The 11,793-nt window shown below is 63.8% G+C and carries 12 protein-coding genes; 9 read left to right on the top strand and 3 right to left on the bottom strand.

What is annotated here, in order from left to right:
• Position 1: 1 nt before the first annotated feature.
• The 8 genes from cysW to AB1N67_RS01210 all read left to right on the top strand — a co-directional run bounded on the left by cysW (position 2) and on the right by AB1N67_RS01210 (position 6,985).
• Complete coding sequence (gene cysW / locus AB1N67_RS01175; protein ID WP_043211515.1) at positions 2-874, top strand: sulfate ABC transporter permease subunit CysW; 873 nt, start codon at positions 2-4, stop codon at positions 872-874.
• Positions 875-877: 3 nt separating this feature from the next.
• The gene (locus AB1N67_RS01180; RefSeq protein WP_070571769.1) at positions 878-1,867 is read left to right on the top strand and encodes a sulfate/molybdate ABC transporter ATP-binding protein; all 990 of its coding nucleotides are present in this window, start codon (positions 878-880) and stop codon (positions 1,865-1,867) included.
• Between the two features lie 369 nt (positions 1,868-2,236).
• Positions 2,237-3,031 carry an energy transducer TonB gene (locus AB1N67_RS01185; protein ID WP_367863484.1) on the top strand — a complete coding sequence of 265 codons (795 nt, stop codon included), beginning with the start codon at positions 2,237-2,239 and terminating at the stop codon, positions 3,029-3,031.
• A gap of 35 nt (positions 3,032-3,066) precedes the next feature.
• A complete protein-coding gene (locus AB1N67_RS01190) occupies positions 3,067-3,789 on the top strand; it encodes a MotA/TolQ/ExbB proton channel family protein (RefSeq protein WP_043211508.1) in 723 nt (240 codons plus the stop codon).
• A gap of 1 nt (position 3,790) precedes the next feature.
• Complete coding sequence (locus AB1N67_RS01195; protein WP_043211507.1) at positions 3,791-4,192, top strand: biopolymer transporter ExbD; 402 nt, start codon at positions 3,791-3,793, stop codon at positions 4,190-4,192.
• Between the two features lie 231 nt (positions 4,193-4,423).
• The gene (locus tag AB1N67_RS01200) at positions 4,424-5,005 is read left to right on the top strand and encodes an alpha/beta hydrolase (protein ID WP_070571765.1); all 582 of its coding nucleotides are present in this window, start codon (positions 4,424-4,426) and stop codon (positions 5,003-5,005) included.
• Between the two features lie 63 nt (positions 5,006-5,068).
• Positions 5,069-6,004: a sigma 54-interacting transcriptional regulator gene (locus AB1N67_RS01205; RefSeq protein WP_090343451.1), complete on the top strand. Its 936-nt coding sequence runs from the start codon at positions 5,069-5,071 to the stop codon at positions 6,002-6,004.
• A gap of 195 nt (positions 6,005-6,199) precedes the next feature.
• Positions 6,200-6,985 carry a MetQ/NlpA family ABC transporter substrate-binding protein gene (locus tag AB1N67_RS01210; protein WP_043211500.1) on the top strand — a complete coding sequence of 262 codons (786 nt, stop codon included), beginning with the start codon at positions 6,200-6,202 and terminating at the stop codon, positions 6,983-6,985.
• A gap of 343 nt (positions 6,986-7,328) precedes the next feature.
• On the opposite strand, the gene AB1N67_RS01215 is transcribed toward AB1N67_RS01210, so the two are convergent.
• Positions 7,329-8,147 (bottom strand): alpha/beta fold hydrolase, encoded by an 819-nt coding sequence (locus AB1N67_RS01215; protein WP_367863485.1) that lies wholly within the window; start codon positions 8,145-8,147, stop codon positions 7,329-7,331.
• A gap of 41 nt (positions 8,148-8,188) precedes the next feature.
• Positions 8,189-10,552: a penicillin acylase family protein gene (locus tag AB1N67_RS01220; RefSeq protein ID WP_336202437.1), complete on the bottom strand. Its 2,364-nt coding sequence runs from the start codon at positions 10,550-10,552 to the stop codon at positions 8,189-8,191.
• A gap of 87 nt (positions 10,553-10,639) precedes the next feature.
• Between AB1N67_RS01220 and AB1N67_RS01225 the strand changes: the two genes are divergently transcribed.
• A complete protein-coding gene (locus AB1N67_RS01225; protein WP_043211492.1) occupies positions 10,640-11,206 on the top strand; it encodes a sugar O-acetyltransferase in 567 nt (188 codons plus the stop codon).
• On the opposite strand, the gene AB1N67_RS01230 is transcribed toward AB1N67_RS01225, so the two are convergent.
• The gene (locus tag AB1N67_RS01230) at positions 11,185-11,748 is read right to left on the bottom strand and encodes a DUF6436 domain-containing protein (RefSeq protein WP_043211490.1); all 564 of its coding nucleotides are present in this window, start codon (positions 11,746-11,748) and stop codon (positions 11,185-11,187) included. The two genes, AB1N67_RS01225 and AB1N67_RS01230, sit on opposite strands and share 22 nt — an antisense overlap.
• Between the last annotated feature and the right edge of the window lie 45 nt (positions 11,749-11,793).

An 11,793-nucleotide genomic window follows, 5' to 3' on the forward strand; every position in this document is an offset into this window, starting at 1 on the left:
AATGTCTTCGTCATCCCTTGGCGCAGCGGCCGCCGCCAACGCCGCCCGCCGTGGCAGTGCCACCTCAAGGCGTGTGCTGATTGCCCTGGCCTGGCTGGTGTTCGCGCTGTTCTTGCTGCTGCCGCTGTTCATCGTCGTGTCCCAGGCCCTGAAGAATGGCTTTGGCACGTTCTTCGAAGCCATCTTCGAGCCCGACGCCCTGTCGGCGCTGAAGCTCACCCTGTTCGCGGTGATCATCTCGGTGCCGTTGAACCTGGTGTTCGGCGTCAGCGCCGCCTGGTGCGTGAGCAAGTACACCTTCCGCGGCAAGAGCCTGCTGGTGACCCTGATCGACCTGCCGTTCTCGGTTTCGCCGGTGATCGCCGGTCTGGTCTATGTGCTGATGTTCGGTGCCCAGGGGCTGTTCGGCCCCTGGCTGCAGGACCACGACATCCAGATCGTGTTCGCCCTGCCGGGCATCGTGCTGGCGACCATCTTCGTGACTGTGCCTTTCGTGGCCCGAGAGCTGATCCCGCTGATGCAGGAACAGGGCACGCAGGAGGAGGAGGCCGCGCGCCTGCTCGGCGCCAACGGCTGGCAGATGTTCTGGCACGTGACGCTGCCGAACATCAAATGGGGCCTGATCTACGGCGTGGTGCTGTGCACCGCGCGGGCCATGGGTGAGTTCGGCGCCGTGTCGGTGGTGTCCGGGCATATCCGTGGCGTCACCAACACCTTGCCGCTGCACGTGGAGATCCTCTACAACGAGTACAACCATGTCGCGGCCTTCAGCGTGGCCAGCCTGCTGCTGATCCTGGCGCTCTTCATCCTGCTGCTCAAGCAGTGGAGCGAGAACCGTATTAACCGCCTGCGCCACAGCGCCGCGGAGGAATGATTCATGTCGATCGAAGTTCGTAACGTCAGCAAGCGCTTCAACGCCTTCCAGGCCCTGGACAACATCAACCTGGATATCAACAGCGGCGAGCTGGTGGCCCTGCTGGGCCCGTCCGGCTGCGGCAAGACCACCCTGCTGCGCATCATCGCCGGCCTGGAAACGCCCGACCAGGGCAATATCGTGTTCCATGGCGAGGACGTGTCCGGCCATGACGTGCGTGATCGCAACGTCGGTTTCGTGTTCCAGCACTACGCGTTGTTCCGCCACATGAGCGTGTTCGACAACGTCGCTTTTGGCCTGCGCATGAAGCCCAAGGGTGAACGCCCGAGCGAGAGCAAGATCGCCGAGAAAGTGCACGAGCTGCTGAACATGGTGCAACTGGACTGGTTGTCCGACCGCTACCCTGAGCAGCTGTCCGGCGGTCAGCGCCAGCGTATCGCCCTGGCCCGTGCCCTGGCGGTGGAGCCCAAGGTGCTGCTGCTCGATGAGCCCTTCGGTGCGCTGGACGCCAAGGTACGCAAGGAGCTGCGCCGTTGGTTGGCGCGCCTGCACGAGGACATCAACCTGACCTCGGTATTCGTCACCCACGACCAGGAAGAAGCCATGGAAGTGGCAGACCGCATCGTGGTGATGAACAAGGGTGTGATCGAGCAGATCGGTTCGCCGGGCGAGGTGTATGAACACCCTGCCAACGACTTCGTCTATCACTTCCTGGGCGACTCCAACCGCCTGAGTCTGAGCGAGGGCCAGCATGTGCTGTTCCGTCCGCACGAAGTGTCGCTGTCGCGCCATGAGACCGAAGGCCACCAGGCCGCCGAAGTGCGCGACATCCGCCCATTGGGGGCGACCACGCGTGTCACCTTGAAGGTGCCAGGACAGAGCGAGTTGATCGAGGCGGAAGTGGTCAAGGACCACGACAGCCTGTCGGGGCTGGCGCGGGGGGAGACGTTGTTCTTCCGGCCGAAGGTCTGGCAGAAGGTAACGGACATCTGATCCATCGTGCACACCGATAACCCGGGCATCGCCCCGGGTTTTTTTTGGACTGCAGGAATCTGTGGGAGCGGGTTTTGCCCGCGGATGCGTGGTGAAGAGGCGGGCGTAGTCGCGGGCGAACCCGCTCCTACGGAGGGTGTGCAACCCCACCTGTGCGCCAGGGCCATGCCTTGTCGCTATATTTCATATGCCGGGCAGGCATCGTTTTTTCGGTGCACTGCTGCAGCCCTTGAACGACGCGGCCTGGGCGCAACCGTAGCTTCTCTATATTCAAAAAAGATCTATTTTTAATTTTAAATATTACTTTCTGGGATAAGCCTTCGCGCCCGATGATTCAGCCATGAATCACGCCCCCAGGGAGTTCTATCGATGGGTAATGTCCAGTCGGCCGTCAGGGCCTACGACCAGCCATGGCGTCCGGCATCGGGCGACCTGGTCGAGCTTGGACGCACGCTTCGCCTGCCATTGGGCCAACTGCGCCTGCAACGCACGCCTGTCAGTGGCCTCAAGCGTCGCGACACGCTGGCACTAGGGCTGCTGGTGTTGGCCCTGCATGGCGCTGCGGCCTACTGGATCAGCCAGGCGCCGACTCCAGTATTGCCCGTGGTTCCACCACAGATTCCGCCGATGACCATCGAGTTCGCCGCGCCCGCACCACCTGTGGTCGAGCCCCCTCCACCGGCTCCAGCGCCGCCCGTGGTCGAGCCGCCACCCCCTGTGGTGGACGAGCTGGCGGCCAAGCCTGCGCCAAAACCGATACCCAAGCCCAAGCCGAAACCTGCGCCCAAACCAGTGGCCAAGCCGCAGCCCAAGCCCGTCGAGGCGCCGCCCGCTCCACCGGTGGCGGCCCCCGCGCCGATGGCTCCGCCGGCACCGGCGCCGGTTACGCCACCTTCGGCCAGCGCTGCCTATTTGAAGAACCCCGCGCCGCAGTACCCACAAATGGCCCATCGCCGGGGCTGGGAGGGGTCGGTGCTGCTACGTGTCGAGGTGCTCGCCAGCGGCAAGCCTGGGCAGATCCAGATCCAGAAGAGCAGCGGTCGCCAGGTGCTGGATGACGCGGCCCTCGCCGCAGTGAAGCGCTGGAGCTTCGTGCCGGCCAAGCAGGGCGAGGTGGCCCAGGTTGGCTGGGTCAGCGTGCCGATCGATTTCAAGCTTCGTTAATTCGCGCCCATTGACGTACAAAGGAAGACTTCATCATGAGCCTGTTGGCATCCCCACTCGAATCCGTTGAAAGCGCCGTCATCTGGCTGCTGGTTGGTTTTTCCGTGGCCACTTGGGCGTTGGCCTTGGTCAAGGTCGTGCAGTTCGTGCGCCTGAAGCACCAGGATCGGCGCTTCCATGAGCAGTTCTGGGCGGCCTCGAGCCTCGATGCGGCAGCCCAGCCCAGCCACGATCTGCCCGGCCCCGCCGCCCGGGTGGCCCAGGCAGGCTACGCGGCGATTGCCGTCGGGGAGCCGGGCCAGGCCAATGACCTGAGCCATGCCATCAATCATCAGGACCGTCTGGAGCGCGCGCTGCGTCAGCAGATCGTGCGTGAACGCCGCTCCCTGGAAACGGGCCTGGCAGTGGTCGCCAGCATCGGCAGCACCTCGCCTTTCATCGGCCTGTTCGGCACTGTGTGGGGCATCATGGAAGCGCTCAAAGGCATCAGCGCGGCAGGCTCGGCGAGCCTTGAAACCGTGGCCGGGCCGATCGGCGCGGCGCTGGTGGCCACCGGGGTCGGTATCGCCGTCGCAGTGCCTGCGGTGCTGGTCTACAACTACTTCCTGCGTCGCCTCAAGCTGACCGCCGCCGACCTCGACGATTTCGCCCATGACTTCTACAGCCTGGCGCAGAAGAGTGCCTTCCGCGTACTCGTGCACCCTGCAGTGCACAAGGCCCAGACCGGATTCACCCAACCGGTGAAGGAGGCTTCCTGATATGGCCTTCTCGACCCAGGACAGCGATGAAGTCCTCAGTGAAATCAACGTCACGCCCTTGGTGGACGTCATGCTGGTGCTGTTGGTGGTGTTCATCGTCACCGCACCGCTGCTGACCAACGCCATCCCCATCAACCTGCCCAAGACCGAGGCCGTGGCCCCGGTCGAGCAGAAGGACCCGCTGGTGGTGAGCATCGATGGCAGCGGCAAGCTGTTCATCAACAAGGACGAGATCCAGCCCGATCTGCTGGAAACCAACCTCAAGGACGCCAAGGCCAAGGACGCCGAGCTGCGCGTCCAGTTGCAGGCCGACGATGGCGTCAATTACGGCGAAGTGGCGCGGGCCATGGCTGCCATCGAACGCGCCGGGATCAGCAAGTTGGCGGTGATCACCGCACGCTGACCGGCAAACCCTCTTCAGGCAAGTGCTTCAGGGCCATTTTCCTTGGCAGGGGATGGCCCTTTTTTTTGGGCTGTACGTTTTGAGCTTCGTGCGGCAAGAGGGCACGAGTTAGCGACTGAAGCGTGTCGCTTAAAACTTAAAGCTATTAATAAATAGCGCCTTATTCCTTTACTGATATAACCGTCTCCTCAATACTGGTCCCAAGCACGCAAACTTCCAGGAGGCGTCCCCATGCGCAATGAGTCGATCCGTTACCTGATTGTGCCGGGCTGGCAAGGATCGCCAGACAACCATTGGCAAAGTCACTGGCAGCGTAGTCTGCCCAACAGCGTCCGGGTCGAGCAGCGCGACTGGCTCACGCCTCAGCGGCGCGACTGGGTCCAGGCGCTGGAGCAGGCAATCGCCGCCGAACGCTCGCCGGTGATCCTGATCGCCCATAGTCTGGGCTGCATCACCGTCGCTCATTGGGCCGCCCAGGCCCGCCCGGCCTTGCTGCGCCAAGTGCGCGGCGCATTGCTGGTGGCTCCGGCGGATGTCGAGCGTCCCACCTGCTCGCCCGCGCTGCGCAATTTCGCACCGATCCCGCTGCAGCCGCTGCCATTCCCGAGTCAGGTGGTCAGTTCGGACAACGACCCGGCCGTCAGTGTGCCGCGTGCATTGCACCTGGCACGGGCCTGGGGCGCCGAGGCGGGGCTGCTGGCCAATGCCGGGCATATCAACGTCAAGTCCGGCCATGAGCGCTGGGAGCAAGGTTTTGCCTACCTCTATCGCCTGCAAGGCCGTATCGAACAGCGGGCCTTGCGCCGCGCCTGATCCGCGAACCGTTCACGTACACCAAGACGCCCGGCCGGCGGCGGCCTCGGGCGGGAGCGCGTCATGACCATCCACAACACTTTCGGTCAGCCTTTGCTGACCTTCCCCGAGCAAGACAAAAGCCCATTGAGCATCCGCGCCAAGGCGCTGGTGTTCATCGACCCTCGTTCGCAACAGCTGCGCGATGCCTTGGAGCACCTGGCACCGCAACCGGTGCCGGTGCTAATCCGCGGCGAGACCGGTACCGGCAAGGAACTGCTGGCCCGACAGGTCCATCGTGCCAGTGACCGCAGTGGGTTGTTCGTCTCGGTGAGCTGCGCGGCGATCAGCCCGACCTACGCCGATGCCGAGTTGTTCGGCTACAGCGCCGGCACCCTAGGGGGAACCGCCAGCGGCCGGGCGGGCTGGTTCGGCTCGGCCAATGGCGGCACCCTGTACTTGGACGAGATCGCCGACCTGCCGCTGGCGATCCAGGGCAAGCTTCTGGCGGCGCTGGAGAACCGCGAAGTCACCCGCGTCGGCGCCCAGCGGCCGCAGCCGGTGGATGTCCGCTTGGTGGCGGCGTCCAGTATCGACCTGGCCCAGGCCGTGCGTGCCGGGCGCTTCAACGAGCGACTCTACCTCTACCTGCGCGAAGGCCAGCTGGAATTGCCGGCGCTACGCGAGCGGGTGGGGGATATCCTGCCGCTGGCCGAATACTTCATCGGAATCTACAGCCTACGCCTGGGCGTTCCGGTGCCGCTGATCAGCGAAGCCGCCCAGCAGGCCCTTGAGGCCCATGCCTGGCCCGGCAATACCCGCGAGCTGGAAAACGTCATCCACTTTGCCCTGTTGGTGAGCGATGCCGGGGAAATCCTCCCGCAGCACCTGGACCTGCCCGACACCACGCCGCTGGCCAGCCTGGCGCGCCAACTTGCGCAACTGGGCCAGAGCCAGGAGCCGCAAACGAAATCGGCGGTGCGCCAATTGCTGGCTTCGACGTTGGCGAGCCTGGGATAAACCCTGTGCTAGAGCGGGTAACCGTTGGTCAGAAGCGAATGCGGTAATGGCAATTTGTTTTAGTTATAAGCGGCTAAGCAAAAGATATTGTTCCGGAATAAAAATTCCCGGTATCGTCCGCTTCACGCCCCCATTCAAAGGGTGGGCACCGACTTCGCCATCATCAATGGCTCCAGCTTGATAACAAGGATCACCATGAAAAAAACTCTGCTGACCACTGCCCTGGCCGCTGCCCTGTCGCTGGCCGGTTTCGCCAACGCCGCCGAGAAGCTGGTCGTGGCTGCTACCCCCGTACCCCATGCCGAAATCCTCGAACTGATCAAGCCAACTCTGGCCAAGGAAGGCGTGGACCTGCAGATCAAGGTCTTCACCGACTACGTCCAGCCTAACGTGCAGGTCGACCAGAAGCGTCTGGATGCCAACTACTTCCAGACCCTGCCGTACCTGAAGAACTTCAACGAAGGCAAGGGTACTCACCTGGAAACCGTGATCGGCGTACACGTCGAGCCGTTCGGTGGCTACTCCAAGAAGGTCAAGAGCCTGGCTGAGCTCAAGGACGGTGCCACTGTCGCCATCCCCAACGAAGGCAGCAACAGCGGCCGTGCGCTGATCCTGCTGCAAAAGGCGGGTCTGATCACCCTGAAAGATCCGAAGAATGCCCTGGCTACGCCCAAGGACATCGCCGAGAACCCGAAAAACCTGAAGTTCCGCGAGCTGGAATCGGCCATGCTGCCGCGCGTGCTCGATCAGGTCGACCTGGACATGATCAACACCAACTACGCCCTGGAAGCCGGTCTGAACCCGGCCAAGGACGCCCTGGTAATCGAAGGCAGCGACTCGCCGTACGTGAACTTCCTGGTTGCCCGCCCGGACAACAAGGACAGCGAGGCCATCCAGAAACTGGCCAAAGCCCTGACCAGCCCGCAGGTGAAGGAATTCATCGCCAAGAAGTACAGCGGTGCGGTGCTGCCGGCGTTCTGATCTTCACGCCTGAAAGAAAAACGCCGACGCATTTGCGTCGGCGTTTTCGTTCATGCCCCCGATTTGGCCAGCGCCCGACGCAAGGCCAGGAGCCATTGAAGTTGCTCGTTCGAAATGGGTGGGCAGGCGCTGTTCATTGGGGGATTCCTGAAGGCTGTCTGAGTGCCCTTTGAGAGGCCATCGACAGGAAAGATCCCAGGTCAGGACGAAATTTCCGCGCCCGCCGACGAAGGGTACGCGTTGCGGCCGATCGCAGGCTTTGCTCCCAAGGGCACAGCGCCAAGCCGAAGAATGTCGCCGTACCTGTGGGAGCGGGTGGGGCTGCATGGCAGCCCCGGGGATTTCAGCTATTGCGCGGCAACCAGTTCAACAGAAACTCATTCACCACCTGCGGGCTCTCGAGACTCGAGATGTGCCCCGCGAACGGAATCTGCGCCGCCAGGCAGCCGATCAAGCGGGCCATTTCGTTGGACTCTGCCGGTGGCCGGGGAATGTCCTGGTCGCCACACAGCACGATAGTACGTTCGCCTGGCAATTCGCCCAGCCGCGTCAGCAGGTCTGGCCGGCCGAAAATCACTCGGCCCATCGGCTCGAGGCTTTCCCGGATTGCCTGGGCGCTGCTGGCCTTGAGCTGGGCGCGAAACTGCTCACGGATCTCAGGCACCGTCTGGCCCCCGGCATGGAAGAAGATCGGTACGACGATGTCGAGCAAGGCATCGCTGAACCCGCCCGCTGCGCTCGCGGCATCGAGCAGGCCAAAGTATTTCAGGCGGGTGGCGTCCGGCTCGGCGCCCAGGTAGGTGTCCATCAACACCAGGCGGTCGATGCGCTGGGGGTGCTCGATGGCCAGTTGTGCGCCCCACATGCCGCCGACCGACAGGCCGACCAGATGGCATTTCGGGATATCCAGGGCATCGAGCAATGCCAGGTGCTGGCGCGCCAACACGCTCATGTCGGTGGTGGTGGGCGGTGGCGCTGCGGAGTCGCCGTGGCCCCAAAGCTCGGGCACGATCACCCGGTAGTGTTTCGACAGTGCCTCGATCTGCGGCTGCCACATGGCCGCCGACCACAAATAGCTGTGGCCCAGCAGCACGGGGAAACCTTGGCCCTGGTCGACATAGCTCATGCGGGCGCCGTCGATTTCAATGAAGTGCTTGTGCATCGGGATCCTCGGGAGCGGGTTGAAGGTCATGGCTCGGGCCGTCACTGTACGGGCAGCAGTCGCAAGGTGCTTTGCGCTGGAATCACACCCATCTGCGCCCGTTGATATCGCCCATTGATGTAATCCTCGGCTTGGTCGCCATAGTGCGGGTCGAACAGCACACCGCTCTGGCCTACCGGGTTGATGGTCAGGGCCGCGCCGGGGTCTGCGAAATCGATCAGGCGCCGGGTTGAGGGGCCGTAGTTGACTGCCCAGGGTGCCGGACCGATCTTCGCCGAGAGGTTGTTGGGCACCTCATGGGTACCGGGTGCGGCGAAGGGGCCAACGTTGAACAGCAGGTTCAGCGGCTTCTTCACTCCCAGCGGGTGGTTGTGGGTCAGGGTGTGGGCTTTGCCCCACTGCCAGCGGGCCGGGTCCTTGCCGAACGTCTCGCGCAGGTGAGCGAGGCTGCGTTGCCAGGCCAGCTTGACGATAGCGGTGCGGTCGGTATGTTCGCTGGCGCCGCGTAGCGCCCACCAAGGCGACTCGGGATCGGCCGCCAGGCGCGGCAGGGCTGCATCGATGACGCGGGTGTTGATCAGGACCGGGAACCAGGTATCTCCCAGTTCGTCGTGCAGGGCTGCGAAGGCCAGTTCATACAGGAACTGGTTGAACAGGGTGGCACTGGTCGAATCCAGCGGGTAGTCGCCCCGCCAGGCGGCCAATTGTTCCACCAGTTCCTTCTCCTGCTCGCCCTGAGCGATGGCGCGCAAAGTGCCCAGCAGCGGTGCCAAGGTGCGTGGGCCGTAGTCGGTGGCGGTATCGAGCTGCAAAGCTTGGGTGTTTTGGGTGTCCCACTGGATACCTGGCACGGCCAGGTGTCGGTCGAGCTGGCGACCACGATCGGGCAGGTTGTAATAGCCAGGGACCGGCACGACGGCCGGAGGCTGGAAGTTGGCCGAGACGATGTAGCCGCTGGCAGGGTTCTCTTGCTGTGGGTTCACGCTGAACGGGTAGAAGCCGGGTTTGTCGGCCTGGGACGTGCTGCCATCGAGAATGAACGACGGATTGACCCCCTCTGGGCGCACCGGCAATTGCGCTGCTGCCCACCACCCGATGTCGCCACGGGCATTGGCCCAGACAAGATTCAGGCCGGGGGCATGGATCTTCGCTGCCGCGTCGCGCATCTTGCCCAGGGTATCGGCGCGGTTGACCTGATAGAAGCCATCGAGCAAGGGGTTGTCGGTTTCCAGGAATGCCCACCACATGGCAATCGGCCTAGGCCCGGCGGTGGCGCCGATCACATCGTTGACGATCGGGCCGTGGGGCGAGCGACGTAGGGTGATAGACGCGGGGGCCTGGCCTTTGACAGCGATCTGCTGCTCGACTTTTTCCAGCGGCTGCCACCTGCCAGCGACCCTGACCTGATCGGGGTCGTTCGGGTTGACCTGCTCGGCGATCAGGTCCACGTCGTCGTTCTGGAACATGGTCAGGCTCCAGCCGAAGTCCAGGTTGTGACCGAGCAGGGCGAAGGGGTTGAGCGCCTGGAAGTAGCCATACAGGTTGAACCCCGGTGCCGACAGTTCAGCCTCGTACCACACTGCCGGGACGGCAAAGCCAATGTGCGGATCGCCGGCCAGCAATGGGCGGCCGCTGCGCGTGCGGGTGCCAGACACGGCCCAGGCATTGCTGCCTTCGAACTGGGGGATGCCGGCCTCGCCCAAGGCCTCGTGACTCAAGCGTGCCAACTGCTCCAGGCTGCGCCAGTCCGCAGCAGCCAGGGGCGCGGCCAGGGCGCCGTCCGGTTGCCAGTCGAGATCGAAGATTTCCAGGTACTGAGGGCCGAGCTGATCGCGGATATAGGTCAGCGCAGGCTCGGTGCGAAAGGCAGCGGCAAAACTGTACGCCAAGTAGCCGGCGATGCTGAGCGTGTCCTCGGCGGTGAAGGGGCGTGGGTGGATGCCCAGCAGGTCGAACTCCATGGGCTTGGGGTGGCTGGCCTGCCATTGGTTGACCCCGTCCAGGTAGGCCTGTAGCGCCTGCCAGGCCGGCGATTGCTGGTCCTGGCGCTGGGCCATGCGTGTGGCCTGTTCGCGGATACGCAGGCTGCGAAACAGGGTGTCGGTGGGGATCAGGTCGGCGCCCAGCACTTCGGCCAGCTCTCCACGGGCCAGGCGCCGCAGGATTTCCATCTGAAACAACCGGTCCTGGGCATGCACATAGCCCAGGGCACGGTACAGGTCAGACTCGTTCTGCGCCTGCAGATGAGGGACGCCGCGAGCGTCGTAGCGTACGCTGACCGGCGCCTCGAGGCCGGCAACACTTGCCTGGCCCTCGCGCTGTGGCTGCTTGCCTTGCACGTACCAGTAACCGGCGCCTACGGCAGCGGCAATCGCCACTGCCAGCAGGGTCAGGCTGCGCTTCATCAAGACTCCTTGTGCATTCGAGCGAAAAGTGTGGTCCGATCATCGACGGATTCGCGAACTGAGCATAGTCCCCTGGAAGGAGTCTCCATGTCCCTCAGCGAAAAACAGAAAATGCTGACTGGCCAGCTTTACCATGCCGGCTGCCCTGAACTGCAAGCCGAGCAGATCGCCAACAAGCACTGGATGCACCGCTACAACAGCAGTGTCGAGCTGCTCAACGACGCCCGCCACGCGCTGTTGGTCGAGCACTTCGGCCATGCCGGCCCAGGCGCAGTGATTCGTCCGCCATTTTATTGCGACTACGGCTACAACATCAGCGTGGGTGCCAACACCTTCATGAATTTCAATTGCGTGATTCTCGATGTGTTGCCGGTCCATATCGGCGAGGACTGCCAGATCGGCCCTGCGGTGCAGATCTACACCGCTGACCATCCGCTGGACCCCGAGGTGCGCCGCAGCGGGTTGGAGAGCGGCCGGCCGGTGCGCATTGGCAACAACGTGTGGATCGGTGGCGGGGCGATCATCCTGCCGGGCGTGAGTATCGGCGACAACGCCGTGGTGGGCGCCGGCAGCGTGGTCACCCGCGACGTGCCGGCCGGGGCGATCGTGGTGGGCAACCCCGCGCGGGTGCGTCAGCCGGCCCAAGGGCAGTAGCAGCCCTGGGCCAGGGTGTTGGACGCGTTGATCTTGCGGCCTTCGACCAGCGCCTTGAGGACCGGCTCGATGAAGCTGTTGCTGGCATTGCACACGGCGCCCTCGCTATAAGGGCCGAAGTAGGCCAGGCGGCCTTCGCGGTCCCAGATGGCCACGGCGGGAGACGCTGGCAGGTGCTCGCTGCCGGGCAGCGCGGCCAAGGGTTGGAGCGCCGCCAGGTTGTCAGGCAACTGGCCTTGGCTACCGGGCTTTTGCACCACATGAAAGCGCACGCCTTGAGGTGCGAAATGTTCGATCAGCTCGCCCAGGTGCTGCTGGTTGCCGACGTTGCAGGGGCAGGCCGGGTCCCAGAAATGCACCACCCGGATCGGGCCTGGGCCGGCCAGCTCGGCAGGCAACTGCAACTGGCTGCCCTCGAACAGCGTTGTCTGGTCGTCGAACGTGCGCAGGTAACGCGCCTGGAAACTGGCGTACGCCCACCAGAGGACGGCAGCGCAGAGCAGCAATGCGAAGGCGGTGAGCAGGGATTTACGGGTGGGCATGGTGTGTCCGCAGGATTTGGGGCAGCGAGAACCCTGTGGGAGCGG

It is taken from the genome of Pseudomonas guariconensis, assembly GCF_040822035.1.
GTDB classification, from domain to species: Bacteria; Pseudomonadota; Gammaproteobacteria; order Pseudomonadales; family Pseudomonadaceae; genus Aquipseudomonas; species Aquipseudomonas guariconensis.